General features: G+C 65.0%; 22 protein-coding genes and 1 riboswitch. Of the genes, 16 read left to right on the top strand and 6 right to left on the bottom strand.

Translation table 11 applies throughout. The annotated features are described in order from the left end of the window. The first annotated feature begins 341 nt into the window (after window positions 1-341). Both K940_RS29940 and K940_RS0122285 read left to right on the top strand, forming a co-directional pair. The gene (locus K940_RS29940; protein ID WP_081706563.1) at window positions 342-1,622 is read left to right on the top strand and encodes an ATP-binding protein; all 1,281 of its coding nucleotides are present in this window, start codon (window positions 342-344) and stop codon (window positions 1,620-1,622) included. A 184-nt stretch (window positions 1,623-1,806) separates the two neighbouring features. Further along, entirely contained in the window at window positions 1,807-2,442 is a 636-nt protein-coding gene (locus tag K940_RS0122285) for a response regulator transcription factor (protein WP_028479277.1), read from the top strand. A gap of 33 nt (window positions 2,443-2,475) precedes the next feature. On the opposite strand, the gene K940_RS0122280 is transcribed toward K940_RS0122285, so the two are convergent. Continuing rightward, window positions 2,476-3,636 carry a serine/threonine-protein kinase gene (locus K940_RS0122280; RefSeq protein ID WP_081706562.1) on the bottom strand — a complete coding sequence of 387 codons (1,161 nt, stop codon included), beginning with the start codon at window positions 3,634-3,636 and terminating at the stop codon, window positions 2,476-2,478. Between the two features lie 457 nt (window positions 3,637-4,093). On the opposite strand from K940_RS0122280, the gene K940_RS0122275 reads away from it, so the two are divergent. The 4 genes from K940_RS0122275 (at window position 4,094) to K940_RS0122260 (ending at window position 8,319) form a co-directional block, all read left to right on the top strand. Beyond that, the gene (locus K940_RS0122275) at window positions 4,094-4,639 is read left to right on the top strand and encodes a hypothetical protein (protein WP_231390480.1); all 546 of its coding nucleotides are present in this window, start codon (window positions 4,094-4,096) and stop codon (window positions 4,637-4,639) included. Window positions 4,640-4,709: 70 nt separating this feature from the next. Beyond that, entirely contained in the window at window positions 4,710-6,278 is a 1,569-nt protein-coding gene (locus tag K940_RS0122270; protein WP_028479274.1) for a DNA polymerase Y family protein, read from the top strand. A gap of 196 nt (window positions 6,279-6,474) precedes the next feature. Then, entirely contained in the window at window positions 6,475-7,209 is a 735-nt protein-coding gene (locus K940_RS0122265) for an alpha/beta fold hydrolase (RefSeq protein ID WP_036529863.1), read from the top strand. Between the two features lie 198 nt (window positions 7,210-7,407). Then, window positions 7,408-8,319 carry a sucrase ferredoxin gene (locus K940_RS0122260; RefSeq protein WP_036529861.1) on the top strand — a complete coding sequence of 304 codons (912 nt, stop codon included), beginning with the start codon at window positions 7,408-7,410 and terminating at the stop codon, window positions 8,317-8,319. Between the two features lie 37 nt (window positions 8,320-8,356). On the opposite strand, the gene K940_RS0122255 is transcribed toward K940_RS0122260, so the two are convergent. Beyond that, a complete protein-coding gene (locus tag K940_RS0122255; protein WP_028479271.1) occupies window positions 8,357-9,346 on the bottom strand; it encodes an SDR family NAD(P)-dependent oxidoreductase in 990 nt (329 codons plus the stop codon). A 255-nt stretch (window positions 9,347-9,601) separates the two neighbouring features. Between K940_RS0122255 and K940_RS0122250 the strand changes: the two genes are divergently transcribed. The 3 genes from K940_RS0122250 to K940_RS29935 all read left to right on the top strand — a co-directional run bounded on the left by K940_RS0122250 (window position 9,602) and on the right by K940_RS29935 (window position 14,602). Continuing rightward, a complete protein-coding gene (locus K940_RS0122250) occupies window positions 9,602-10,057 on the top strand; it encodes a hypothetical protein (protein ID WP_036529942.1) in 456 nt (151 codons plus the stop codon). A gap of 47 nt (window positions 10,058-10,104) precedes the next feature. Then, a complete protein-coding gene (locus K940_RS0122245; protein WP_028479269.1) occupies window positions 10,105-13,521 on the top strand; it encodes an error-prone DNA polymerase in 3,417 nt (1,138 codons plus the stop codon). Between the two features lie 79 nt (window positions 13,522-13,600). Next, a complete protein-coding gene (locus K940_RS29935; protein ID WP_051407453.1) occupies window positions 13,601-14,602 on the top strand; it encodes a DUF4349 domain-containing protein in 1,002 nt (333 codons plus the stop codon). 112 nt (window positions 14,603-14,714) lie between these two features. Here the strand turns inward: K940_RS29935 and K940_RS0122235 are convergent, their stop codons facing one another. Further along, window positions 14,715-15,179, bottom strand: coding sequence for a tRNA (cytidine(34)-2'-O)-methyltransferase (locus K940_RS0122235; RefSeq protein ID WP_028479268.1), 465 nt, complete (start codon window positions 15,177-15,179; stop codon window positions 14,715-14,717). A gap of 156 nt (window positions 15,180-15,335) precedes the next feature. Here K940_RS0122235 and K940_RS0122230 point away from each other — a divergent pair, with 156 nt between their 5' ends. Continuing rightward, window positions 15,336-15,581, top strand: coding sequence for a DUF3017 domain-containing protein (locus tag K940_RS0122230; RefSeq protein WP_081706580.1), 246 nt, complete (start codon window positions 15,336-15,338; stop codon window positions 15,579-15,581). A 137-nt stretch (window positions 15,582-15,718) separates the two neighbouring features. Here the strand turns inward: K940_RS0122230 and K940_RS0122225 are convergent, their stop codons facing one another. The 3 genes from K940_RS0122225 to K940_RS34040 all read right to left on the bottom strand — a co-directional run bounded on the left by K940_RS0122225 (window position 15,719) and on the right by K940_RS34040 (window position 18,951). Further along, window positions 15,719-16,876 (bottom strand): homoserine O-acetyltransferase, encoded by a 1,158-nt coding sequence (locus K940_RS0122225; protein WP_051407452.1) that lies wholly within the window; start codon window positions 16,874-16,876, stop codon window positions 15,719-15,721. After that, entirely contained in the window at window positions 16,873-18,204 is a 1,332-nt protein-coding gene (locus K940_RS0122220; RefSeq protein ID WP_051407451.1) for a bifunctional o-acetylhomoserine/o-acetylserine sulfhydrylase, read from the bottom strand. Before K940_RS0122220 ends, K940_RS0122225 begins: the two co-directional genes overlap by 4 nt. An 80-nt stretch (window positions 18,205-18,284) precedes the next feature. Then, window positions 18,285-18,395, bottom strand: a riboswitch (SAM riboswitch). A 43-nt stretch (window positions 18,396-18,438) separates the two neighbouring features. Next, window positions 18,439-18,951 carry a TetR/AcrR family transcriptional regulator gene (locus K940_RS34040; RefSeq protein ID WP_304412488.1) on the bottom strand — a complete coding sequence of 171 codons (513 nt, stop codon included), beginning with the start codon at window positions 18,949-18,951 and terminating at the stop codon, window positions 18,439-18,441. A 26-nt stretch (window positions 18,952-18,977) separates the two neighbouring features. Between K940_RS34040 and K940_RS0122210 the strand changes: the two genes are divergently transcribed. The 6 genes from K940_RS0122210 to K940_RS29925 all read left to right on the top strand — a co-directional run bounded on the left by K940_RS0122210 (window position 18,978) and on the right by K940_RS29925 (window position 26,175). Further along, on the top strand, window positions 18,978-20,390 hold the full coding sequence (locus K940_RS0122210; RefSeq protein WP_231390479.1) for an MFS transporter: 1,413 nt from the start codon (window positions 18,978-18,980) through the stop codon (window positions 20,388-20,390). A gap of 310 nt (window positions 20,391-20,700) precedes the next feature. After that, window positions 20,701-21,918: an NADP-dependent isocitrate dehydrogenase gene (locus K940_RS0122205; RefSeq protein WP_028479262.1), complete on the top strand. Its 1,218-nt coding sequence runs from the start codon at window positions 20,701-20,703 to the stop codon at window positions 21,916-21,918. 780 nt (window positions 21,919-22,698) lie between these two features. Beyond that, complete coding sequence (locus tag K940_RS0122200; RefSeq protein WP_036529855.1) at window positions 22,699-23,340, top strand: TetR/AcrR family transcriptional regulator; 642 nt, start codon at window positions 22,699-22,701, stop codon at window positions 23,338-23,340. A gap of 193 nt (window positions 23,341-23,533) precedes the next feature. Beyond that, a complete protein-coding gene (locus K940_RS0122195) occupies window positions 23,534-24,766 on the top strand; it encodes a lipid-transfer protein (protein WP_036529854.1) in 1,233 nt (410 codons plus the stop codon). Window positions 24,767-24,809: 43 nt separating this feature from the next. Next, window positions 24,810-25,250 carry an SRPBCC family protein gene (locus K940_RS0122190; protein ID WP_028479259.1) on the top strand — a complete coding sequence of 147 codons (441 nt, stop codon included), beginning with the start codon at window positions 24,810-24,812 and terminating at the stop codon, window positions 25,248-25,250. A gap of 88 nt (window positions 25,251-25,338) precedes the next feature. Then, complete coding sequence (locus K940_RS29925; protein ID WP_081706576.1) at window positions 25,339-26,175, top strand: exodeoxyribonuclease III; 837 nt, start codon at window positions 25,339-25,341, stop codon at window positions 26,173-26,175. Window positions 26,176-26,240 lie beyond the last annotated feature (65 nt).

Genomic DNA, 26,240 nt, shown 5'->3' with positions numbered 1-26,240 from the left:
CCCTGAAAATCTCCCCAGCATTTTTAGGTAGTTCGCGTATTCAGCAGTCTTGTGGCTACATTGAAAATTCTAATATCTGTACAGCTTGTTAGATATCAATGGGAGTTTTCCGGAGAATTCTTCCATCAGAGCAATAAGGCGGCACAGTCTCTGTGGGTGTTATGGCGTATTCGACAGATCGCGCGGACGGCGCGGTGGCCGAGCCCGGTGCGGATGCGCCCCGCGCTCGTCGCCGACGTGAAGCGCGCATAGCCGGGCAGTCGTCGACGCCGAGGTACGCCCGAAAGATCAGGGTGATTCCCGATGGCCGGTCCGCTACCGCTCATGCCACTATCGAAGGTATGCACCCGCCCGGTCCCGCGTCCGACGTTCGGGGTTTCGGCTCTGCGTGCGGGTGTCGTCCCGCGCCGGTCTCCACATCACCGCGGGCGCGGATGGTGCGGCGCTCGGGTGGCCGGATCGTCGGTGGCGTAGCCGGCGGACTGGCCGATCATCTCGATGTCGATGTGTTCAAGGTGCGGATGGCGTTCGTGCTGATGTCCGCGTTGGCGGGGGCGGGCATGGTCATCTATGGGTTGCTGTGGATCTTTGCACCCGGTGGCGTCGACCGAGCGAAGCCCTCTGGGACGGAGCGCCGCCAGGCGTTCGGGCTCGCCTTGCTGGGGCTCGCTCTGGCGGTCGCTGTGTCCTGGGTGTTCAGCGGCACGGTGGCGGATGTGGTCGCGCCGGCGGTCGCGGTTGCAATAGGCGCGGCATTGGTATGGCGGGAATACGACGTCGAGGGACCGCGCTCGTTGTTGGGATTGCCAGCGAGCCCGTCGGTGGTGACCTGGTCGCGCATCGTCGCCGGGGCGACGTTGATCGTGCTCGGCCTCGGCGTGGTGGTGCTGGCCAGGATCGATCTGAGTTCTCTCGGGTCCGCGCTGCTCGGGGTAGTAGTGACACTGGTCGGCGCGGGACTGTTGTCCGTGCCGCCATGGCTGCGATTGATATTCGCACTGAATGCCGAACGCGCCGCTCGTATTCGCAATGAGGAACGCGAGGAGATCGCGTCCCACCTGCACGATTCTGTGCTACAGACGCTCGCTCTCATTCAGCGCCAAGCCGATGATCCGCACGAGGTGGTGCGGCTGGCCCGTAGCCAGGAGCGCGAGTTGCGTACCTGGTTGTTCGACGACTCCGGCCCGGCGCAGTCGAGTCTGGTCGCGGCCCTGCGCACCATCGCAGGCGAAGTGGAAGACCAGCACGGCGTGAAGGTGGCTCCGGTGACCGTGGGGGATGTGTCGATGGACATCGACGACTCCGGGTCCGGCCTGCCGAAGGAACACTTCACCGCACTGTTGGGTGCGAGCCGGGAGGCGCTGGTCAATGCCGCGAAACACGCCGGCGTCCCGGAGATCGACCTGTTCGCCGAGACCGAGCCGCACCAGGTGAGTATCTTCGTCCGTGATCGGGGCGCCGGATTCGATGTTGCGTCCGTGCCCGAGGATCGCCGGGGTGTGGCCAAATCCATTCGTGGCCGTGTCGAGCGTCGAGGCGGTCAGGTGGACATTCTTTCGACACCGGGACGTGGTACCGAGGTACGAATTGTCCTGCCACGTACGGACTCCGGCTACCCATGACGGGGGATTCGCCCGACGCCGAAGCGGTCGGCGCGCGGTAGCAGGTCGATGGCGCCGCGCTGCCGGAGTCGTCCTGCGACATCGGTGTCGTCCTGCGAGATCGTTCGGCTGCGGGATGAGGAAATCGACGGCTCGGTACGATGACGGTCGTTCCACCGTCGGGTGAGGAGAAGTTGAGGTGGCCGTGCGGGTCTTTCTGGTCGATGATCACGCCGTCTTCCGGTCAGGTGTGCGCGCGGAGTTGGGTCGAGCGGGTGACATGGAGGTGGTCGGCGAGGCCGGTGGGGTGGCCGAGGCAATCGCCGGCATCAATGCGGTGTGTCCGGATGTCGTCTTGCTCGACGTGCACATGCCCGACGGTGGCGGGGTCGCGGTGCTGGCGGGCGTCGAGCCGGGGCCGGTATGCCTGGCGTTGAGCGTTTCGGATGCTGCCGAGGATGTGATCGCGGTGATCCGGGCTGGAGCTCGAGGCTATGTGACCAAAACGATTTCGGGACCCGAACTGGCCGATGGGGTTCGTCGGGTGGCAGCTGGCGATGCGGTCTTCAGCCCTCGGTTGGCGGGCTTCGTGCTGGATTCGTTCACCGGAAGATCCCCAGTACCCGAACCGCCGCTGGATCCGGAACTGGACTCCTTGACACCGCGTGAGCTGGAGGTGCTCCGCCTGCTCGCTCGTGGCTATACCTACCGCGAGATCGCCGAATCTCTTTTCATCTCCATCAAAACTGTCGAGACACATGCGTCCAATGTGCTGCGTAAGACCCAGCAGTCCAATCGCAATGCACTGACTCGGTGGGCCCATCGGCGTCGAATCGATTGATCCGAGTCCGTCGGCGGTGGGAATGTGCGGTGATCACAGTGCGACGGCGATGACGATCGTGACGATGATCAGGCCGATGAGCAAGCCGACCGCGATGGCCAAGGGGGCATTGCTCGGGCGAGTGGAGCGAGTGCGCGGAGGTGGACTCGCGGTAGCCCCGGCGAAGTCGCGGTGTGGGCGGGGAAGCGGAGCGCAGTGGGGGCCGCGCAGGCCGGAGGCCGAATTGCGTGTCGCCCATGCGGGGATGGTGCCATCCTCGGTGCGTACGGGCGCGCCGAGGATATACGGGCCGGTGCCGGGACCGAAAGCGGCCGTAAGGATCTCGTCTCGTGCCTCGGCCATGGTCGGCCGACGCTGTGGCGCCGGCTCCATCATGTGCAACAGCGCGTGGGTGAGAACACCACTACGGCTCGGGGGGATGATCTCCGCCATGGCGGCACGCTGCGCGATGACATTGCTGTCGTCGTGGAAGCCGAACGGGGGCTGTCCTTCGATCGCGGTGTAGAGCGTGGCGCCCAGTGAGAACACGTCGCTGGCCTTGGTCGGCTGTGCACCACGCGCCACCTCCGGGGGTAGGTAGGAGGGGGTTCCGGTGATCACCTCGGATGGTTCGTCGGGCAGGTCGCCGGCACTGCGGGAGATGCCGAAGTCGCTCACTTTGGCCATGCCGACCCCGGGTCCTCGGTCGGCGACAAGGATATTGCCCGGTTTGATATCGCGGTGCACGATACCCGCCCCATGTGCGGCAGCCAGCGCATCGGCGACCTGTGCTCCTATTTGTGCCACTTCGATCGGCGGTAGCGTGCCGACCAGCGCGAGCGCTCTCGCGACGTTGCGAGAGGGTAGGTGCTCCGTCACCAGCCAGGGTTCACCGGCCTCCAGGACCACGTCGTAAACCGCAATAGCGTGCTCGTGCGAGAGCTTCGCGGCGACTCGACCTTCGTGCACGATCTGGTTGCGGATCACATCGGCTTCCGCCGCATCGAGACCGGCGGTGCTGAGTACCTGTTTGATTGCGACATCGCGGTCGAGCAGACGGTCGTGTGCCAGCCAGACTGCGCCCATGCCACCCCCACCCAACTTCGACTGCAAGCGGTAGCGACCTGCGACGAGGTATTGGGGGCCGACAGTGGGACGGGCGTGTTCGGTCACGGAGCGAGGGTAGCTGACATTGCGGCCAACTGGCCCGATCATGCGGTGTCACGCGGGGGAGTGCTTCTGCCGGGCTGCGCACCACTACCGAGGACCGTCGGCTACGACCTGAGGGCCGTGATCCTTGACGAAACCTCTGGGTCGGTTTTTACTGAATTCGAATCGAACGTATATTCGATTCGAACGGTAGCTGGGGCAGTGCTGAATCGGATTGTTCCGGAGATTCGCCACGGGTCCATCGTGGAAGTAGGTGATGGGGATGGGTTCGGATGCAGTTTCGCGGCAGGGGGTGACACGGGGCGTTTCGCCACGCGCTCCTGGGCAGCAGAATGCTCTTCTCGTGTCAGAGCTGCGTAGACGCATGGAATCGGTGACGAGTCACGGTGCAGTTCCAGCTCGACACACTTCGCTCGACAGTGGGCTGCGCAGGGCGACATTGCCGGTGCCCGCCGCGCTTGCGCCGCTATTGCCAGATAGTGGCTTGCGGAAAGGCTCCGTCGTGGCGTACACGGGGGCGCGTGCATTGTTGACCGGGCTACTCGCCACGGTGACTGCGGATGGTGGGTATGCAGCAGTGGTCGGGATGCCTCGGCTCGGACTGCTCGCCGCGGCGGAGATGGGCGCGCATTTGCAGCGTCTGGCCGTGATCGCCGACCCCGGCCCCGACCCCATAGAGGTGGCCGCGGTGTTGCTCGATGGACTCGACCTGATCGTGCTCGGGCTCGACGCAGCCGTGGCGCCCGCGCGTAGCCGCGTGATAGCGGCCCGCGCGCGGCACAAGGGCGCCACCCTGGTGGTAGTCGATGGTCGCTGGCCCGGGCCATCCCTTCGGCTCGACGCTCGGGTCGCGGATTGTTCCGGTATCGGCCACGGTCACGGGCGACTGCGGTCGCTCGGCGTGTCGGTCGAGGTGAGTAGCAAGACAGGGCCGCCGCGTCGTGGGCACCTGGACCTGTGCCCGAACGCGGGACGGATGGAATGGATACTGCGGGAGAAGACCTCCCGAACAGCCGAAGCTTTCGATACCCGGGAGGCGGTGTCGTGAGTACGACAGAACGGCTCGACGCGGTGGTCGGTGGTGGTTCGACACCGTGACCGGGCAGGGGTCGAGGCGAGTGCTCGCTCTATGGTGTCCGGATTGGCCCGCAGTCGCCGCGGCGGCGCTGGCGGGACTCCCTCGGACGCGCCCGGTCGCGGTGCTGTTCGGCAACCGGGTGTTGACGTGTTCGGCACTGGCGCGAGGCGAAGGCGTGCGCCGTGGTCTGCGGCGTCGGGAGGCGCAAGCGCGGTGTCCCGATCTCTTCCTCGCGCAAGCGGATCCGGATCGAGATGCGCGACTGTTCGAGCCGGTGGTTGCGGCAGTGAGCGCTACCGTCCCTGGCGTGGAGGTGCTCCGCCCCGGACTGCTGGTGCTCGGTGCCCGTGGTGCAACGCGGTTCTTCGGCTCCGAGGAGGAGGCAGCCGAGCGTCTGGTCGACGCTGTGGCCGGTGCCGGGGTCGAGGCGCAGATCGGAATTGCCGACGAACTGTCCACGGCGGTGATCGCCGCCCGGCGTGCCGTGATCGTGCCGACCGGGATGGGAGCGCGGTTCCTCGCGCCGTTGCCCGTGGGGGAACTCGCGGCGGAACCGAGCCTGGCTGCTCCGGCTCGTGCCGACCTGGTCGATCTGCTGCACCGCCTGGGCTTACGGCGCGTCGGCGATTTCGCCGCGCTCTCCTCCTCGACGGTCGCCTCGCGGTTCGGCGCCGATGCCGTGCGTGCGCATCGCTGTGCTCGGGCCGAGTCGGAGCGTGCGCCGTTCGCGCGGCAACCGCCACCCGATCTGATGGTGGAATACCGCTGCGAGCCGCCGATCGAGCGGGTCGACGCCGCTGCTTTCGCCGGGCGCTTGCTCGCCACCCGGTTGCATACTGTGCTCGCGGATGCCGGACTGGCCTGCACCAGGCTCTCGATTACTGCGGAAACTGCAGCAGAGGAGGGCTTTTCGCGGATATGGCGATGCGCCGAGCCGTTGACTCCGGACGGGACGGCGGACCGGGTGCGCTGGCAGTTGGACGGTTGGCTCACTCGACGTGACGACATGCGACCCACCGCGCCGATCACCGTGCTACGGCTGGAGCCGGTCGAGGTGGTCACCGCAGGCGCACTGCAACTCGGACTGTGGGGCGAGGTCGGTGAGCGCGACGAGCGCGCTCGCCGCGCGCTGGTCCGAGTTCAAGGCCTGCTCGGTGGAGAAGCGGTGCAGCTCGGCGTGCTCAGTGGCGGACGTGGCCCCGTCGAACGCATCACCATGGTCACGCTGGGCGATGAACTCGCCCCTACTGCCGAGGCCGCACAGCCTTGGCCGGGCCGGCTACCCGCGCCCGCTCCTGCAGTGATCTTGCAGAACCTTCCACTGGTGCGATTGGAGACCGCCGACGGCACCCCGGTCACGATCACCGACCGCGCCATGTTCGACGCCGACCCGGCCATCGTGCACTGGGGAAGCAGGCAGTGGCGATTGATCGGCTGGGCAGGACCATGGCCGGTGGACGAGCACTGGTGGTCGTCGGATGCGGATGAGGCCCCTGCCGAACTCACCGCTCGCGTGCAAGTCCAACTCGACGGCGCGCCTGCCGACAACCCCGTGTTGCTCTTGGTGTATCGCAACGAAACCTGGTGTGTCGAAGGTTTGTACGGTTGAGTGCGTCGTCGCAGATCGCGCACCGGCGTCGCTGTAACCCCGGTCGTGTCATGCGCACCTATGATCGGACGGCCGCCCCCACTCGTGTCGCTTCGTTCTATGCGCAACCGACGAATGCGTGATCTGTACTACATTGCATGGGTTGTGTACATGACGGTCAGTAGCCTGGTTCGTCGTGGACCTGACGGCTGGCCGAATGGCATTGGCAGAGGTGCGGATCGCCTATCGGGATTCAGGAATGGGTGCGGTGAGCGACGTCCCCGTGATGCTGGTGCACGGTATGGGAGGCGACGGGCGCACCTGGGATCGGTTCGCGCGCCAATTGGTGCGGTCCGGACGGCGAGTGATCATTCCTGACCTGCGCGGACACGGCCGTAGCTCACATACCGACTCCTACCTCTTCGATGACTTCGGCGCCGATCTGTGCCAGCTGTGCGATCATCTGGAGCTGACCGTGGTGGACCTGGTCGGGCATTCGCTCGGCGGCTATGCGGTGTCGCGTGTTGCGCAAGATCGTCCGCAGTTGGTGCGCAGACTGGTCGTCGAGGAGTGCCCGCTGCCTCTGCAGTCGGGTGCGGAGGAGCTGCATTCGATCCGTCGTTTCCCGACCGTGCCCGAACTCTGGCACGCCACGACCAGTCTGGTTCGGCACCCGGGTGTGGTGCTCGCATTCGACCGTTCCATGACCAGGGTGGCACTGGAGCAGTTCCGCAAGCCGAACCCGGAGTGGTGGGATCGACTTTCCGACATCACTGCGCCGACTCTGGTGCTCCGTGGCGGTTCCGGCGGCATGGTCGATCCGGTGAAGCTGGCCGTCGTGCAGGCTGCCATCCCCGACTGCGCAGTACTCGATTTCACCTGTGGTCACAGTATCCATCGCGACCGCTACCGAGAGTTCGCAGCGGCTGTTCGGCCGTTCCTGGCGGGCTGAGCACAGCTGATCGACGTTCTGATCCTAGAGTGAGTGAATGTTCTCGCACGACCGTATGGTTCTGTTTCTCGGCGGCCACTCGTGTCGTGCGCGAGGGGTGAACGCCCATGCACCCACGAACCGGAGCGCCGGGGCGGTGGAGGTGCCGTTGGGGGCGCTCGCGTCGCGGGGCGGGTGCCGGTGAACCCGTTCGAAGGGATGGCCTGCTCAGCTGCTGCGGCGACCGATGTTCCGTTGCCGGGCACCGCGACCTCGGTCGCCGGATGGCTGTGCGTGGAACACCCGGGACCGTGGGGGCGTGATGTTCTCGGCGACGAGGTGCTCGGACCCGAAATCACTGCCGAGTTGGCGGCCCGCACCGCGGCGGCACACGTTCGGCCGACACTGATCCGTCGCCCGGGACGCCGCGAATTCACCGGCTCGCGAACGGTTTTGCTGGCCAGCTCGCGTCCGTCGGGCGCGTGGTGTGAACGCCTCGAGATCACCGACCCGACTCAACTGCTCGACCTCGATATGCAGTTGCTGAACGGTCCACCACCAGGTATCGGCGTGCCGGTGTCCGATCCGCTCGTCCTGGTGTGTGTCCACGGCAAGCGTGATCGGTGTTGCGCACTGCTCGGCCGCCCCATTGCCGCGGACCTCGCTGGGAAGTATCCGGGGCAGGTTTGGGAATGCTCACATACCGGCGGGCATCGGTTCGCGCCCGCATTGGTGCTGTTGCCCAGCGGCCTGACCTACGGTCGCCTCGATCCGGTCTCGGCGGCCGAGGTGGTTGCAGCTGCTCACCGCGGCACTGTGGCGACGGCTGGCCTGCGGGGCCGTAGCTGCTATACGGCGGTCGAACAGGTTGCCGAAATCGCGGTGCGTGACCGAGGTGTCGCAGACGCCGACGATCTCATGGTCGAGCTCGAGCCGTCCTGTTCCGAAGTCCCCGTCGTCGGTGCTGCGATCGTCACGCATCGTGACGGCCGTCGGTGGCGGGTCACTGTTCGTTCGCGGTCGCTTGCACCTCGACAGGCCAGTTGCCACGCTGCGCCCAAAGAGGTCACGGCACTGATCGTGGACGAGGTGCAGCTGCTGACTCGTAACATCGAGGCGCTGGCACCGTGACGGGTACCGCGAGCCCGCGTGTGCCACAGCCGCGGGTTCACCAGTTCGTGCCGGGCACCCACCGCGCCGCGCGGCGCACGGCGGCGCCGGTGACGCGCCGAATGGCCGGTCGGTTTCGCGGTGTCGAGCGGGCGGCGGCCGGATGGGCTACCGGCTGATCCTCGGGCGTCGTCTGTTCCCCCTTTGCTGCGGGGGAGTCGGGTATGGACCGGTAGTAGCGATGCAGAATGCGGTCGCGCATCCTGGGAGTGAGCAGCGCGCCGTATTCGGCGATGGTCCCCAGCGGCACGTCGATGCGCTTGGGGCGTTCGGTCAGTGCACGCACAATGGTCGCGGCTGCCCATTCGGGAGACGCAGCGGGGCCCTGGTTTCCGCTCGGGGTGATCATCGGGGTGCGCACCAGCGGCATGTGGATGGTGGTGAACGTGACACCGTCGGCCATCGTTTCGACCGCCGCCACCTCGGTGAACATGTCCAGTGCGGCTTTGCTGGCCAGATATGCCGAGAATCGGGGTGTGGCGACTTGCACGCCCGCGCTACTGATGTTGACGATGTGCCCGAATTTGCGTTGTCGCATCTGCGGTAGCAACGCCAGTGTCAGCCGCAGCGCGCCGAAGTAGTTGACCGCCATGGTGCGTTCGAAATCGTGTAGCCGATCGGTGGAGCGGTGGATGGCTCGGCGGATGGAGCGTCCGGCGTTGTTCACCAGCATGTCGACGTGTCCGTGCTCGTCGAGCACGGTCTCGATCACGCGATCGACGGAATCGGAGTCGGTGACGTCGCAGGTGTACCCATAGGCCGAGCCGCCTGCGGCCTCGATCTCGTCGACCACGGCAGTGAGCTCCTCACCGCGGCGCGCGAGCAGGAACACGGTGGCGCCCTTGTCCGCGACGGCCAGCGCTGCCGCTCGGCCGATGCCGGAGGATGCCCCCGTGATGAGGACATGTCGTCCGGTGAGATCGCGGTTGCGGCGGTGACGCCGAACCTGCTTGCTCAGGTTGCGGGTTTCGGCGGTCGGGTCGGTCATCACTGCTCCTTCGCAGGTCTGGATATCATCAACTTACTGCTAAGTAAGTTCTCTGCCAAGAGGATCTGACGGCGATCGGGACGCCGCGCGTGCGCCCAACTGGCGGGTCGTTTCGATTGTGGCTTCGCACGTCCCCTCATCGGCTCGGCATCCGACCTGCGATGGTTCGACACCCGAGGTGTGCTGCAGTTTCGGGTACGAACAGCGAGCGAGCGCCTGTCGAAACACTCGAACATATGTGCGATAATCGAGCGCATGTCGAACGATCGGATGGCGGAGGTCTTTGCTGCGATGCGGCTTGGAGGTATCGATCGGGAAGCGGGACGGCGGACCTTCGAAAAGCTCTGGGACGAACTCGACGACCATGCAGAAGTGTTGTGTCGCTGCATGATTGCTCACCATCTTGCCGATCTCCAGGAGGAGGCTGCGGACGCACTGTGTTGGGACCAGCGTGCGCTGGCCGCGGTGTTCGGTCCGGGCGTGCCGCTCGACGAGGGTCTGCGCGGTTTTCTTCCATCGTTGTATCTGAGCCTGGCCGACAGCCATCGTCGGGTCGGTGATTTCGATGTGGCACGGATGCAGTTGGCCATTGCTCGCGGGCATCTCGAAGTTCTCGCTTCGGATGCGTATGGTGCCCTCATTCGGACGCGCCTGCGAGGGATCGAGGTCGCTTTGGCTGCCCGCTCCACCGATTGTCTACCGAGTTTCTGATCTCATGCGCACCATTCGACGACGGTCATGCTACGAGGAGGTGTGTCGTGGGTTGGGGAAACGGTCCGCCCAGTTGGACAGAGATGGAACGGATTCTGTCCGGGCGGCCGAATCCGGGCGCGCGGTACTCGGGTGACGGCGGTGACAGCCCGGCGTGGTCGCGTGCCCGCGGTTGCTATCGACCGGAACCGGTGCGGCGTGCCGTCGAGCCGACGGTGCCGTACGCGGAACTGCACGCGCATTCGGCCTACAGCTTTCTGGATGGAGCGTGCCAGCCGGAAGAGTTGGTGCAAGAGGCGGTGCGGCTGGGGCTGGACGCCATCGCGCTCACCGACCACGACGGCTTCTACGGCACCGTTCGCTTCGCGGAGGCGGCCAAGGAGTGGGGGATGCCAACGGTTTTCGGAGCGGAATTGTCACTCGGCATGCACCCCGGACCGCACGAGTCCGGAACGGAAGGAGGTCACTGTGGCGTCCCTGCGTCGGCGCCGCGCACCGGCACCCCCGATCCGGTCGGGTCGCATCTGCTGGTCCTGGCGCGTGGTCAGGAGGGTTACCGCCGTCTGTCCCGAGAGATCGCCACCGCGCACATGGCCGCGGGCGAGAAGGGCATTCTGCGATATGACCTGGACGCGCTCACCGCCGCGTCCGAGGGACATTGGCACATCCTGACCGGGTGTCGGAAAGGACATCTGCGTCGAGCACTCGAGTTCGATGCGCGTACCGGTAATGGTCGCCTCGAGCATGCCGAATCCGCGTTACGGGAACTGGCCGATCGCTTCGGCGCAGATCGAGTGAGCGTGGAGCTCACTCATCATGGCATTCCGGAAGACGACGAGCGCAATGCTCATCTTCGAGCGTTGGCCGATCGCCTCGGGCTGTCCGTGGTCGCCACCACGGGCGCGCACTTCGCCGCCCCGAGCCACCGTCGCCGCGCTATGGCGCTCGCCGCGATCCGGGCCGGACAGAGCCTGGCGGAGGTGGCCGGCTGGTTGGCTCCCGCGGGTGGCGCGCACTTGCGTTCCGGGGCGGAGATGGCGCGACTGTTCACCGCGTGCCCGCGCGCGGTGTCGAATGCCGCGGAGTTGGCTCGCGAATGCGCCTTCGATCTGAAGTTGATCGCCCCGAAACTGCCCCCGTTCGATGTGCCCGCCGGGCACGACGAGCAGTCGTGGCTACGCGAACTCACCCTCGCTGGCGCCGCGCAACGCTACGGCGGTCCGGAGCGAAACCCCCAGGCCTACCGGCAGATCGAGCACGAGCTCGCAGTGATCGACGAGTTGAAGTTCCCAGGCTATTTCCTGGTGGTGCACGACATCGTCAGCTTCTGCAAGGACCACGACATTCTCTGTCAAGGCCGTGGCTCGGCAGCCAACTCAGCGGTCTGTTACGCGGTTGGCATCACCACTGTCGATCCGGTACGCAACCAGTTGCTGTTCGAACGCTTTCTCTCCCCGGATCGAGATGGTCCGCCGGATATCGACGTCGACATCGAATCCGATCGTCGCGAAGAGGTGATCCAATACGTCTACCGAAGGTACGGCCGCGGGTACGCCGCGCAAGTGGCCAATGTGATCACCTATCGCAGCAGGTCCGCGGTACGCGACGCCGCGCGGGCACTGGGGTTTTCGCTGGGTCGACAGGACGCCTGGAGCAAACGGGTGAGTCGCTGGGACGGTGTGGCGGCAGCCCTCTCGGATTCCACAGCCACCCGCGCCGCTCCTGTGGACGAACACGCCACGGAGGGGGCCGAGCCGGATGACGGCATCCCGCCCGAAGTGCTGCGGCTGGCCGCCGATATCGAGGGATTGCCGCGACATCTCGGCATTCATTCCGGTGGCATGGTGATCTGCGATCGACCGATTGCGGACGTCTGCCCGGTGGAGTGGGCGCGTATGCCCGGTCGCAGTGTCGTGCAGTGGGACAAAGACGATTGCGCCGCCATCGACGTGGTGAAGTTCGACCTGCTCGGTCTCGGCATGCTCTCCGCGCTGCACTACATGATCGATCTGGTACGAGAGCACAAGAGCGAGACGGTCGAACTACACGCGCTCGACCTGGCCGAACCCGAGGTCTACGAGATGCTTTCACGCGGGGATTCGGTCGGGGTTTTCCAAGTCGAATCACGAGCGCAGATGGCCACGTTGCCTCGATTGAAACCGCGCAGCTTCTATGACCTCGTGGTCGAGGTAGCCCTGATCCGTCCCGGGCCGATTCAAGGCGGCTCGGTGCATCCCTACATCCGCCGGCGCAATGGAGCCGAGGATGTCACCTACGATCATCCGGCATTGAAGAATGCGTTGGAACGCACCCTCGGTGTCCCGCTGTTCCAAGAGCAGCTCATGCAGATGGCCGTCGATATCGCCGGATTCACCGCTGCCGAGGCCGACCAGTTGCGCCGCGCCATGGGTGCGAAACGGTCTCCGGAGCGTATGGCGCGACTCGAGCAACGTCTCTACCAGGGCATGCGCGAGCGTCATGGCATTACCGGCGTGGTTGCCGACCGTATCTACGAAAAGCTCTATGCCTTCGCAAACTTCGGATTTCCGGAAAGTCATTCGCAGAGCTTTGCTTCGATCGTGTTCTATTCGGCGTGGTTCAAGCTGCATCACCCTGCGGCTTTCACGGCCGGTCTACTGCGCGCCCAACCGATGGGCTTCTACTCCCCACAGTCTTTGGTCGCCGACGCACGTAGGCACGGTGTGGTGGTACACGGCCCCGACATCAATGCCAGCCGTGCCGAGCCCACCCTCGAGGCACGGGGTACCGAGGTGCGTCTCGGTCTTGCCACGGTCCGCCAGATCGGCACCGACCTCGCCGAACGCATCGTCACTGCCAGGGATGAGCGCCCGTACATCTCTTTCCGAGACCTGACCGGACGGGTGGAACTCACTGTCGCCCAAGCGGAATCTCTCGCCACTGCGGGTGCGCTGGCGAGCCTCGGGATCACGCGCCGTGCAGCGCTGTGGTCGGCGGGCGCCGCCGCGGGGGAACGTTCGGATCGATTGCCGGGTATCGGCGCAGCGGTCACCGCGCCAGCCCTGCCCGGGATGAGTGATCTGGAAATGGCCGCGGCCGACGTGTGGGCCACAGGTATTTCGCCGGGCAGCTATCCGACGCAGTTCTTGCGCCCACGGCTCGATGCTCTCGGCGTCGTCCCCGCGTCCGGTTTGGTCGACGTGCCCGACGGCTCGCGCGTCTTGGTGGGTGGAGCGGTGACACATCGGCAACGTCCCGCCACCGCGCAAGGCGTCACTTTTCTCAATCTGGAAGACGAAACCGGCATGGTGAACATCGTTTGTTCGGTGGGCCTGTGGCGTCGCTACCGGCGTCTCGCCCAAGGTGCTCCCGCATTGCTCGTTCGTGGCCGGGTGCAGAATGCGGACGGCGTGGTCGGCGTCGTCGCGGAGCACCTACAGCGTCTGGACCTACAGGTGGAATCCGTGTCCCGCGATTTTCGGTGAGCACGCACGCGTGCCAGCAGCGGTGGAAACTTCCAGAACAATCGTCGTTCGCGCGCCGCAAGCGGTTACTGTGCCAGGCATGAAGACGCTTGCCCTGCTATGTGTCGGCGTGCTGGGTTCGGTCATGCTCGCCGGCTGCGGTGACGACGCTGGGACGGCTGCGCCGAACGGATCGCCGACCGTGGCCACCGCCCCCGGGTTCGCACCTCCTGATCTGCGGGAGCAAACGTCCCCACAGCGAGACGTGGACTCCGGTGGGGATTCGGCGGCGGTGCACAAAGAGGTCGTCACCGGAAGCGTCGAGATCACCGCTGGGGCACCGATCGCGGCTGCGGAGACGATCGCCGATCGGGTGCAGGCGGCGGGTGGCCGGATCGACAGTCGCACCGAGCAGCCCGGCGTCGAGGACGCCGAGCCGAGCGCGACCTTGATCGTCCGCCTGCCCGCCGCCGAGACCGATGCATTCATCGAGGATCTCGGCAGCGTCGGACAGGTCACTCGGGTGAGCACCAATCGCAGCGACGTCTCGATGCGCTGGGAGGATCTGAACGCCAGGATCGAGGTGCTGCGGGCATCGGTCGATCGGTTGCGCGCTCTGATCGAGGCTGCCGAAACCACGTCGGATCTGATCGACGCCGAGCAGGCGCTGTCCAGCCGTCAGGGCGAGTTGGACAGCCTCACCGCGCAGCAGCGGCGCCTGGACGACCAGGTTGCCTTGTCCACCCTGACCATCGATATCACCACCGCAGGACACCGGTCCGACGACCCCGACACCTTCTGGGACGGCATAGCCTCCGGATGGAATTCGTTGGTGAACTGGTTACAGGACGCGATCGTGTTCAGCGGCAAGGCTATTCCGTGGCTCGGTTTCTTCGCAGTGCTGGTCGCCCTGATCTGGGGAATCGTGCGATCGGTGCGGCGGCGTGCAGCGCGGGGCCGGGCGACACCGGCACGGGCCGATACCGAGACCCCGACCGACACGGCGCCCTCCGCGAGCCACCGAGGTGCGACGAGCGCAGGAACCAGCGCCGCAGAGCACGGCGTCGACGGTGGCAAGGACGATCACACCGAACGGACATAGGGATCCCACGATCGTGGGCGGTTCGACAGCGTCGCGCTCGCCGACCGGCCAGGTCGGGTCGATTCGTGAGTCGGACTCCGCCGGTCGTGAGTCGGACTCCGCCGGTCGTGAGTCAGACTCCGCCGGGAAATCCCAGTTGGCGCCATGCCTCGTAGACGGCCACCGCTGCCGCATTGGACAGGTTCATCGAACGCCGTCCGGGCAGCATCGGGATGCGTAGCCGGGTGGTGATGTGCGGGTCCGCCAGTACGTCTTGCGGAAGTCCGGTCGGTTCTGTTCCGAACAACAACACGTCGTTCTCGCGGTAGTCGACATCGGTGAACCGGGTGCTGGTATGCGTTGTGAATGCATAGACACGAGTCGGGCGCAGCGCGGTCCACGCCGCCGCCAGGTTCGCGTGCACTGTCACCGACGCCATGTCGTGATAGTCCAACCCGGCTCGGCGGAGTTTCGGCTCCGACAGGTCGAAACCCAGTGGCTCGATCAAATGGAGGTGGCACCCGGTTCCCGCGACCAACCGGATCGCGTTGCCGGTATTCGGCGGAATGCACGGCTCGTGGAACATCAGGTTCAGCACAACTGGACGCTACTCTCTCGATCATGTTCCCCCTGGGCTGGTGCCGATCGCGAGATCTGACACAATCGCGGCGTGACCGATGCCGACGCGTCTGCCCTGGAACAGCACGCCCGGCGCCATGGCGCCGGCAGGGAGTTCTTCCGGTGCCACCTGCCGATGGCTGTGGTGGCGGTGGTGATGGTGGCTGCGGTCGTCTTCGTGGTTTTCGACAGATGGCGGCGCGGCGCACTGGTCTTCGGTGGTGCGACCTTGCTGGCCGCGGTGTTTCGGCTGTGCTTGCCGACCGTGCGGGTCGGTCTGCTCGCGGTGCGTAGCAAGCCGTTCGACGTTGGTGCGCTGACATTGCTGGGGTCGAGCATCATGTTTCTCGCGGTCACGATCGATACCCTCGGTGTCGCCTAGGGGGCGGGTCGAGCTTGCCTGGGGCGTTCCGACGTGGTGTGCGTGGTCTCGGTCCCGAGTGGGCTCGGCGAGTCGGACTGTGCCGACCCGCCGGAATCGTTCGGTACCGTCTGCCCCGGCTCCGTGCGTGATGTCGCTCAGCGTCCGGGTTTCACGCCAGCGCGGGCAAGTCGCATGGTTTCGGTCAGTAGCTTCGATACTGCCGCACTCTCGGTGAGGAACCCATCGTGGCCGTAGCGTGAATTCACCACTTCCAGCCGATCGCAGCCCGGGAGCAGATCGGCCAGTTCCTGTTGGGTGTGTAGCGGATACAGCCGGTCGGAGTCGACTCCGCCGACGACGCAGGGCACTGGGGTCGCCGCGAGGGCACGCTCGACGCCGCCGCGATCGCGACCGATGTCGTGGCGGTTCATCGCTTCGGTCAGCAGTACATAGGTGGCGGGATCGAAGCGTTTGCAGAGCTTTTCGGCCTGGTGATCGAGGTAGCTCTGCACTGCGTACCGGCCCCCGGTCCACGGATCCTCACGGTCTTGCGGGTTGTTTTCGAACCGGTCGTCGAGTTCGAACTCGGTGCGGTATGTCAGGTGTGCGATACGCCGGGCGATGCCCATGCCCGTCATCGGGGCCCGTTCGGTGCCGTGGTATGCGCCGTTTTGCCAGTCCGGGTCCGCCTTGATGGCTGAGATCTGCGTGGTCTGGGTGCCGATCTGGTCCGCAGTGGCCCGAGCGCCGACCGCGAGCACCAAGGCGGCGGTGACCCGATCGGGTGTGCCGACCATCCACTCCAGCACCCGCATCCCACCCATGGAGCCGCCGACGACGGCAGCGAGTCGGTCGATGCCCAGCAGGTCCATGAGCATGGCCTCCGCGGTCACCTGGTCGCGGATGGATATGTTCGGAAACCTTGTCCCCCAGGGGTTTCCGTCTGGAGCCACGGACGAGGGGCCGGTGCTACCTTGGCAGCCGCCGAGCACATTGGTCGCGACCACACACCATTCGTCGGTATCCAGCGGGGCACCTGGGCCGACCATGCCGTCCCACCAACCGGGTAGTGGGTGTAGGTGGTCCGGCACGCCGACGACATGGGAGTCACCGGTCAACGCATGCTCGACGAGGACGACATTGTCCGCGCGCGGGGAGAGCTCACCCCAGCGCTGTACCGCCAGACGCACGCCCGGAACGACGCCGCCACTCTCCAGCGGGACATCTCCGATGTCGATCAGGCCGAGCTGTCCGTCCGATGGTGGCAGGATGAGGCCGGAGACCGGGGTGCTCGATTCGGCACTCGCTGTCACGTCGCCGCCGTGAATCCGGTGCGCAGATCGGCCAGTATGTCCTCGATCCCTTCGATCCCGACTGCAAGTCGGACCAGGCCGGGGGTGACCCCGGAGGCCAGCTGTTCTTCCGGCGTGAGCTGAGAGTGTGTCGTCGATGCCGGGTGGATCACGAGGGAGCGCACATCTCCGATGTTGGCCACGTGGCTGTGCAGGGACAAACTATCGACGAACTTCTTGCCAGCGTCCGCTCCGCCTCGAAGTTCGAACGCCACGACCGCGCCCGCGCCCTTCGGCGCCAGCTGCCGAGCGCGCTCGTGCCACGGCGAGGAGGGCAGGCCCGCGTAGTGCACCGTCTCGACCGCCGGCTGCGTGTTCAGGAACTCGGCCACCGCCTCGGCATTGGCGACGTGTCGCTCCATGCGCAGGCTCAGGGTCTCGATGCCCTGGCTGATCAGGAAGGCGTTGAACGGCGAGACCGCCGACCCGAGATCGCGCAGCAGCTGTACGCGAGCTTTGAGCGCATACGCGGGTGCACCGAGATCGGCATACACCACACCGTGGTAGCTCGGGTCGGGAGTGGTGAAGCCAGGGAATCGGGACTGTCCCTGTTCGTCGGTCACCGTCCAGTCGAAGGTGCCGCCGTCGACGATCACGCCCGCGACGGCCGCGCCGTGCCCGCCGAGGTATTTCGTCGCCGAGTGAACCACGAGGTCGGCACCGTGTGCCAGCGGTTGGATCAGGTAGGGGGTGGCAACGGTGTTGTCCACGATCAAGGGGATTCCTGCGGCATGGGCCACAGCGGAGACGCTGGGGATGTCGAGTACCGCGCTGCTCGGGTTGGCGATGGTCTCGGCGTAGCAGGCTTTCGTGTTCGGGCGAATCGCCGCCTTCCACTGTTCCACGTCGTCGGGATCTTCGAGGAAGGAGACCTCGATACCGAGCTTGGCCAGTGAGTAGCGGAACAGGTTGTAGGTGCCGCCGTAGAGCTGTGGGCTGGAGACGATGTGGTCGCCCGCTCCGGCGACGTTGAGTATTGCGAGAGTCTCCGCCGCCTGACCGGAGGCGAGCATCAGCGCGGCGACACCGCCTTCGAGTGCCGCAATGCGTTGCTCCACCACGTCCTGGGTGGGGTTCATGATGCGGGTGTAGATATTGCCCGGTTCGGTCAGACCGAACAGCGCCGCGGCGTGATCGGTGTCACGGAAGGTGTAGGAGGTGGTTTGATAAATCGGCAGGGCACGGGCTCCGGTGCTGTCATCGGGCGCCTGCCCCGCGTGGATCTGCTTGGTCTCGAAGGACCACAGCGTCGGGTCGTTCTCGGCCACGGGCGCGGTGGCTTCACTCATCGTTGCTCCAAAGTACTGATCGCCGGTTCGAATTGGGGTTAGCGGTGTGACGGGCGACAACACATGCCGGCGACCTCCTGAATGCGCGCTTGCCCCCGACTCTCGGGAGCCAGGTCATCACCCGGAGCACCCCACCGCGGCTGGAGGGTTGCCGACCAGCGAGCCGGGGCTTGTCGCTGGTACTCATGACCTTTTCGGCATCATAGCCGGCGAGCGGTCCGTGGCGGAAATCCGTCAGTGAACTCGCTGGCCGGTGTCGGTGTCGGTGTGCGGGGCGCAGCACACGCGGACGAACGTATCGAAGCTCTCCTGCAGGGCGTTGCGTACCTCCGTGGCGGCAGTCGCGGCGTCCCGCTGTAGGAAGCTCTCTTTCGCTACCGGTGCGAGGCAGCTCGCGCAGGGTGGTTGCGATAGCGGTATCGAAGTCTCGCGCAGGGTCGAGGACGATGTCTCTTTGCTATCGAAATAGCGGTTGATCGTGCGCGGCGAGACGTCGGCCACGCTGGCGATCTGCTCGATCGTTGTCGCGTCGAAGCCATGCCTGTCGCACAGATCCAGACCGGCGGCGACGATGCGCGCCTTGGTCTGCTGCTTCTTGCGTTCCCGTAGTCCTGGCGGTGTCGGGAGTCCTGGCGGTGTCGGGGGGCTCTGACCGTGTTGTCGCGGACGTATCGACGGACGAGGAGACGACTGTGACTCGAACGATGACGGCGGCGGAAACGCCACGAAGACAAGAGAGTTCGACACGCTGGCTCGCACTCGCAGTAATCGCGGTGGCCCAGCTCATGGTGGTGTTGGATGCCACCATCGTGACCATCTCGCTGCCGTTCGCTCAGCGCGATCTCGACATCAGCGACAGCGATCGGCAATGGGTGATCACGGCCTACACGCTGATCTTCGGCGGCCTTCTCCTGCTCGGCGGTCGATTGGCCGACTATCTGGGTCGCCGGCGAATCTTCATCGTCGGTTTGATCGGCTTCGCCGCCTCCTCGGCATTGGCGGGACTCGCGCAGAACGGTGCGGAGATGTTCGCTGGCCGAGCGCTCCAAGGCGCGTTCGGTGCGCTCCTCGCGCCTGCCGCGCTGTCGTTGCTGTCGGTGACGTTCACCGAACCCGGGGAGCGCGCCACTGCCTTCGGGGTGTTCGCGGGTATCTCTGCCGCGGGGGCCGCGCTCGGTCTGATCGTTGGGGGTGCACTCACCGAATACGCTTCGTGGCGGTGGTGTCTTCTGGTCAACACTCCCGTGGCGCTGCTCGCGCTGCTCGGCGCATTGGCATGGGTGATCAAAGATGTGCCGGTGCCACGCACGGGGGGCTATGACGTGCCGGGTGCGCTCACGGTCACCCTGGGTCTCGTCGCCGTCGTCTACGGGTTCGGCCTCGCCGCCGACGACGGCTGGCTGGCTGGCAGCACTCTGTCGCTACTGATCGCGGGAACCGCTTTGCTGGCTGCCTTCGTCGTCGTCGAACGGCGTTCGTCCAACCCGCTATTGCCACTGCATATTCCAGGAGAAATCAATCGAGGTGGCGCATTGCTCACCGCGTTGCTGATCCCGATCGCCATGTTCGCGATGTTCCTATTTCTCACCTACTACTTCCAGGTAACGCTCGGTTATTCGGCACTGAAGGCCGGTTTCGCGTTTCTGCCCCTGCCGGCCGGCATCGCGGTTTCTGCGGCCGTCACCAGTGTGTTGTTGCCGAAGCTGGGCCCACGTCCGTTGATGGTGGTCGGCAGTGTGCTCGGTACCGTCGGCATGCTGTGGTTGGCTCAGCTGAGCTATGGCGACAGCTACCTGGCCGGTGTCGCGCCTGCTCTGGTGCTCACCGCGCTTGCCATGGGTCCGCTGTTCGTCGGTATGCAGGCTGTGGCGCTGCACAATGTGGAAGAGGAAGATTCGGGTGTCGCCTCCGCGCTACTGAACGCAGCGCAGCAGGTCGGCGGGGCGGTCGGCACAGCGCTGTTGACCACGATCTCGGTGCAGGTCGCCGAAACCTACGCGCAGAACAATCCGACCCTCGACGATCTGGCCGCTCGTGCTGCGATCCACAGCTACGACGTAGCCTTCTACATCGGCGCCGGATTCTTCATCGCGACGATTCCGATCATCGTGGCGATGATTCGCGATCGACCGGCGAACTCGATCGAAGGCTCCGACGAAACGCCTCGGGTTTCGCCGGCGGAGTGACCGGGCGACCCGACGCCGCGCGCCGCATCGGCGGCGCGTGGCGTCGGCTGTCGCAGGCCATGGTGGATGGTTGCGGCGCGCACGGCCGGCATCGCGGTCCACCGACGGGCCGTAGAGGTGATCTCGGTCACTCGTGGGGTTGCCCGCGTAGTGTGGACGCAAGCAGCAGTACGCTCGTCTTGCTTGCACCATACGTCTCGTGGACAGCACGGGACACAAACGTAGTCTGTTGGAACAGCTGGGGTCCGCTCACAAGCGTGTTCACCTGGCCGTGCAATGAGGGCACCATCCTAGGAGGACACGAAGATCCATGTCCAAGATCAAGGTTGAGGGCACTGTCGTCGAACTCGACGGTGACGAGATGACCCGGATCATCTGGCAGTTCATCAAGGACAAGCTGATTCACCCGTACCTCGACGTGAACCTGGAGTACTACGACCTCGGCATCGAGTATCGGGACAAGACCGACGATCAGGTCACCGTCGATGCCGCCGAGGCCATCAAGAGACACGGCGTAGGTGTGAAATGTGCCACTATTACGCCAGATGAGGCGCGAGTCAAGGAATTCGGCCTGAAGAAGATGTGGCGTTCGCCCAATGGCACCATCCGCAATATTCTGGGTGGCACCATCTTCCGGGCTCCGATCATCATCTCGAACGTTCCTCGGCTGGTGCCCGGATGGACCAAGCCGATCATCATCGGCCGACATGCATTCGGTGATCAGTACCGTGCCACGGATTTCAAGGTGCACCAGCCGGGCACCGTCACGCTCACTTTCACTCCGGAGGACGGCAGCGAACCGATCGTCCACGAGGTCGTGAAGATCCCCGACGAGGGCGGCGTCGTCCTCGGCATGTACAACTTCAAGAAGTCCATCGAAGATTTTGCGCGGGCCTCCTTCAACTACGGCTTGCAACAGAACTACCCGGTGTACCTCTCTACGAAGAACACCATCCTGAAGGCCTACGACGGCATGTTCAAAGACACTTTCCAAGACGTCTTCGACGCCGAGTTCAAAACCCAGTTCGATGCCGCGGGCCTGACGTATGAACATCGCCTGATCGACGACATGGTCGCTTCGTCCATGAAGTGGGAGGGCGGCTATGTGTGGGCGTGCAAGAACTACGACGGCGACGTGCAGTCCGACACCGTAGCCCAGGGTTTCGGTTCGCTCGGTCTGATGACGTCGGTGCTGCTCACTCCGGACGGGAAGACATGTGAAGCCGAGGCCGCGCACGGCACCGTGACCCGGCATTTCCGTCAGCACCAGCAGGGCAAGCCGACCTCGACCAACCCGATCGCCTCGATCTTCGCGTGGACTCGTGGACTGGAGCATCGCGGCAAACTGGACAGCACACCCGAGGTGATCGGCTTCGCGCAAACCCTGGAAGATGTCGTCATCAAGACCGTCGAGGGCGGCCAAATGACCAAAGACCTGGCGCTGCTGGTCGGTGGAGATCAGGGCTACCTGTCCACCGAGGAGTTCCTCGGTGCGCTGGATGCCAACTTGGCTCGGGCGCTGCGCTGAGACCGCCACGACTCGCTGGGCCGATGGCGGTGTGGGGTCACCCCGCGTCGTCATCGGGTCGGGGGGACCAGACCGTGTCACATCGTGATATCCACAAGGTGGCCAATTCGTCACCATAGTGCTGAATGCACTACATTTTTCCTGCTAGTGCGACATAGGGCGCTGATTGCCTATATTATTCTGGCCTTGAACGCCGCCAATGTCGTCGGCGTTCCTGGTACTGATTTCCTCGAGTATCGGAACGTGGTTCGGACGATTCGTCCACGCGGATGCACTGGTCGACTCGCCGTTGTCTGCCCTCCAGATGACAGCCACACTGAAGATGGCTGGTCGGTGTAGCGGCTGGTCGGCAGGGAAGAAGGCAGTTGCAGCTTGCGCGGTGGGTCCACAGAGCAGGTGGGCGCCGGTTCGAACAGGGAGGGCGCCATGCGCGCCAGATGTCAGTCGCAGTCGGCATCAGGGACTGCAGACAACGCGTTCCGCACACGACCGGCGCCGGTGTATCGGCAGGGTCGTCGATCGACCGAGTTCGCCGGTGACGGTGACGTCGGTCGGCACGCCTCCACTCATGAGATATGACTGTGTGGCGAACCGACAGCTCGCGCTGTCGACGATACGATCCTCGTGCCACTCGCGTGGAACGACGCAGCGGCTTCGGCCTGCGCCGCGCTTACCAGCGCCGCGTGGGCAGGGGCGTGATGTCCCGCTTTCGCGGCATACCCGGGGAGGGCGCCCGGAAAGATAAACATGCAAGCCTGCAGGTAAGTGTACGATCGGCCGATGGCGATGAGCACAGTCGTGAAGCAGCCGCGTCGTACCCAGGAGCAGCGCAGTACCGAGATGCGCGTCCGATTGCTCGACGCGACGGTCGACTGCTTGGTCGAGTACGGATATGCCGGAACGACGACGCCACGGGTAGCCGAGCGTGCGGGAGTCACCCGCGGGGCGCAGGCGCACCATTTCGGATCGAAAGCCGACCTGGTGGTGGCCGCAGTGGGCCATCTGGCTCGGCGACGTGCCGAGACCCTCATGCGAGAGGTGTCCCGAGTCGAGACCGCCGCCGATCCGGTGGCGACCGCGCTGGACTTCCTGTGGGAACTCCACCAGGGGCCACTGTTCGTTGCGACTATCGAACTGTTCGTGGCCGGACGAACCGAACCAATGCTTGCGGAGGCGATGACGAAGCTGGAGCCGCTCGTCGACGATGCGGTCCTGTTGGCGGTTGCTCGGCTCACCCCCGAGGGGGTCAACGTCAAGGTTGCACGCGACTTCGTCCACACCGCAATGGACGCGCTGCGCGGCATCCTCATCTCGAACTTCATCGATCCGGATATCGACTGTGCGCGCCGCCGGTGGGCGCGCGCGTCCGCGCATCTGCGGGAGATCGGCAACGGCGTCCTCGACGCGCACCGTCGCGAGTAACGGCACCGATGCGGCCGGTGTGTCACAGGGTTTCCGCTGGCATCGGACGGGGTCGTGCCCCGCCGCTGTCGACACCGATCCGAAGGTCGCGGTCGGAGGGCTTGCCCACTTACATACAAGCTCGTATGTTTGTTCCAATTCGTTCGGGATGGTGGTCCGCGTCACGCGGTGCGCTCATGATGTGAGGTTTTCCATGGCCAGCAGGTTTGATGCCAACCGGGTCTACGTCGTCGGTGTCGGCATGACGAAGTTCGAAAAGCCCGGACGTCGCCAGATCGAGGCCGCCGACGGGACCAGTCGGCCCTGGGACTACCCGGACATGGCCCGAGAATCGGGAAGCAAGGCGCTCGCCGACGCGGGGATCACCTTCGACCTGGTGGAGCAGGCATACCTCGGGTACGTCTACGGCGAATCGACAGCCGGTCAGCGCGCCGTCTACGAACTCGGTATGACCGGCATCCCTACCGTCAATGTGAACAACAACTGTTCGACCGGTTCGACGGCGCTGTACATGGCAGCGCAGGCGATTCGCGGCGGGCTGGCCGAGTGCACGCTGGCCCTCGGTTTCGAGAAGATGCGGCCCGGGTCGTTGGCATCCACGTGGGATGATCGCGAGCAACCTCTTGGTAAGCACGTCACGGCTCTCACCGAAATCTCCGAGGCGGCGTTTCCGGTAGCGCCGTGGATGTTCGGGGCCGCGGGACGTGAACATATGAAGCAGTACGGCACCACCCCCGAGCATTTCGCCAAGATCGGCTACAAGAACCACAAACACTCGGTCGACAATCCGCACTCGCAGTTTCAGGACGAATACACGCTCGACGACATTCTGGGCTCTCGAATGATCTACGACCCACTCACGAAACTGCAATGTTCGCCGACGTCCGACGGGTCCGGCGCGGTTGTCCTGGCGAGTGAAGAATTCGTGAATGCCCACGATCTGGCCGGGCAGGCGGTGGAGATCGTGGGGCAGGCGATGACCACGGATTTCGCCTCGACATTCGACGGCACCGCCAAGAATCTCATCGGCTACGATATGAATGTTCGTGCCGCACAGCAGGTCTACCAGCAAGCCGGGCTCGGCCCAGAGGATTTCCAGGTCATCGAGTTGCACGACTGCTTCTCGGCCAATGAGCTGTTGCTGTACGAGGCGCTCGGTCTGTGCCGACCGGGTGAGGCCGGGCATTTGATCGACGCCGGCCAGACCACCTATGGCGGGAAATGGGTGATCAACCCTTCCGGGGGCCTGATCTCCAAAGGGCATCCACTGGGTGCCACAGGTCTGGCGCAGTGCTGTGAGCTGACCTGGCAACTGCGCAGTGCGGCGGGCGAGCGACAGGTCGACAACACTGCGGCCGCTCTGCAACACAATATCGGTCTCGGCGGCGCCGCTGTCGTCACTGCTTATCAGCGCGCAAACCGCTGACCCGCAGTTCGGCTCCGGGCGAAATCCAACAAGGAGCACAGCGATGATACACATCGAATCAACCAAAGACGTCAACGCTTCCCCGGATGCGGTGTGGGCGTTCATCTCCGATCCGTCCACCTGGAGCCAATGGATGACCATCTACGACCAGTTCGTAGAGGAGCCGCCCGCGGCGCTGAGTCAGGGCACCACAATGGTGGCCAGGGTCAAGGCATTCGGTATGTCGAACAATGTAGAAATGACCATCGACTCGATCGATGCACCGAACACGCTGAAGCTGAACGTAGCCGGCGGCGCCGGGGCCGCTGGGACTGCTGATTTCGTCTTCGAAGTCCAGCCCACGGCGGACGGTAGCACCATCACGATGAGCTTCGAGGTCAAGGGAGTGGCGTCCCGGGGCCCGATGGGGAAGACGGTGGAAGCGGTCGCCATCGACCAGACGAATCAGACACTGGCGCAGCTGGTCGATATCGTGCTGGCGTGACCGGTGGTCTCCGACGATCGGGTGGACGGGGCGATGGGGACGTCGATCCCCGCCCGGTTGCTTCCGACCGGCATTGTACGGTCTGGGCGTGCCATACATCTCGACCGTGAACGTGAACGGTGTCCGCGCGGCAGCAGGCAAGGGGCTACTCGCCTGGTTGGCGGTCACCGAGGCCGACATCGTCTGTCTGCAGGAGACTCGCGCAACCGATGCGCAGGTCAGGACCGCCTTGGCGGCTGCGCTCGATGCGGGATGGCACGTGTCACATGCCGAGCCGGAATCCAAGGGGCGTGCCGGCGTCGGAATTCTGTCTCGCTGGGCGCCCGCCGACGTGCGCGTCGGATTCGGTAGCTCTGAATTCGCCTCCGCTGGCCGCTACCTCGAAGCCGACTTCGACGGCATCACGGTAGCGAGCGTGTACGTACATTCCGGAGACGTCGGCACTGTGCGCCAGGACGAGAAATACCGTTTCATGGCTGAACTCGGCAGCTATTTGGCGACGCGGACCGGCGACTTCGTCGTGGCGGGCGACTGGAATATCGCGCATACCGAGCACGATCTGAAGAATTGGCGCGGCAATCTGAAATCCTCTGGCTTCTTGCCGCGAGAACGAGCATGGATCGACGAGGTGCTCGGCATGGGCTATGTCGATGTGGTGCGCAGCCTGTATCCAGGGGTCGCCGGGCCCTACAGTTGGTGGTCCTATCGAGGCCGGGCGTTCGACAACGACAGTGGGTGGCGCATCGACGCGGTGTACACGACCGATGACATCGCACCGTTGGCGGTGTCGGCGCGGGTGGAGCGGGCAGCGACGTACGCGGACCGGTGGTCCGACCATGCGCCGGTCACGGTGGAATTCAGTGAGCTTCCGGGATTCGGCGTCGCCGATCCTGGACGCACGACCCGATCGTGCTCCGGCGCATAGTTCGATTTCGAAAACTGTCACGATGTGGTCGCGCCTGGTTCGATCACGCCGCGATCACCGTGCAG

This window comes from Nocardia sp. CNY236 (genome assembly GCF_000482385.1).
Classification (GTDB): domain Bacteria; phylum Actinomycetota; class Actinomycetes; order Mycobacteriales; family Mycobacteriaceae; genus Nocardia.
The sequence above is the reverse complement of the archived record's forward strand: the minus strand, read 5'-3'. Positions and strand labels throughout refer to the sequence as shown.

Excerpts from the sequence above, each read along its gene's own strand:
- K940_RS0122255 (WP_028479271.1), bottom strand. The coding sequence starts at position 9,346 with ATGACCGACCCGACCGCCGAAACCCGCAACCTGAGCAAGCAGGTTCGG.
- K940_RS0122220 (WP_051407451.1), bottom strand. The coding sequence starts at position 18,204 with ATGAGTGAAGCCACCGCGCCCGTGGCCGAGAACGACCCGACGCTGTGG.
- K940_RS0122280 (WP_081706562.1), bottom strand. The coding sequence starts at position 3,636 with ATGATCGGGCCAGTTGGCCGCAATGTCAGCTACCCTCGCTCCGTGACC.
- K940_RS0122250 (WP_036529942.1), top strand. The coding sequence starts at position 9,602 with ATGTCGAACGATCGGATGGCGGAGGTCTTTGCTGCGATGCGGCTTGGA.
- K940_RS0122205 (WP_028479262.1), top strand. The coding sequence starts at position 20,701 with ATGTCCAAGATCAAGGTTGAGGGCACTGTCGTCGAACTCGACGGTGAC.
- K940_RS0122260 (WP_036529861.1), top strand. The coding sequence starts at position 7,408 with ATGGCCTGCTCAGCTGCTGCGGCGACCGATGTTCCGTTGCCGGGCACC.
- K940_RS29940 (WP_081706563.1), top strand. The coding sequence starts at position 342 with ATGCACCCGCCCGGTCCCGCGTCCGACGTTCGGGGTTTCGGCTCTGCG.
- K940_RS0122200 (WP_036529855.1), top strand. The coding sequence starts at position 22,699 with ATGGCGATGAGCACAGTCGTGAAGCAGCCGCGTCGTACCCAGGAGCAG.
- K940_RS0122195 (WP_036529854.1), top strand. The coding sequence starts at position 23,534 with ATGGCCAGCAGGTTTGATGCCAACCGGGTCTACGTCGTCGGTGTCGGC.
- K940_RS0122190 (WP_028479259.1), top strand. The coding sequence starts at position 24,810 with ATGATACACATCGAATCAACCAAAGACGTCAACGCTTCCCCGGATGCG.
- K940_RS0122265 (WP_036529863.1), top strand. The coding sequence starts at position 6,475 with ATGGCATTGGCAGAGGTGCGGATCGCCTATCGGGATTCAGGAATGGGT.
- K940_RS29935 (WP_051407453.1), top strand. The coding sequence starts at position 13,601 with ATGAAGACGCTTGCCCTGCTATGTGTCGGCGTGCTGGGTTCGGTCATG.
- K940_RS0122230 (WP_081706580.1), top strand. The coding sequence starts at position 15,336 with ATGGCTGTGGTGGCGGTGGTGATGGTGGCTGCGGTCGTCTTCGTGGTT.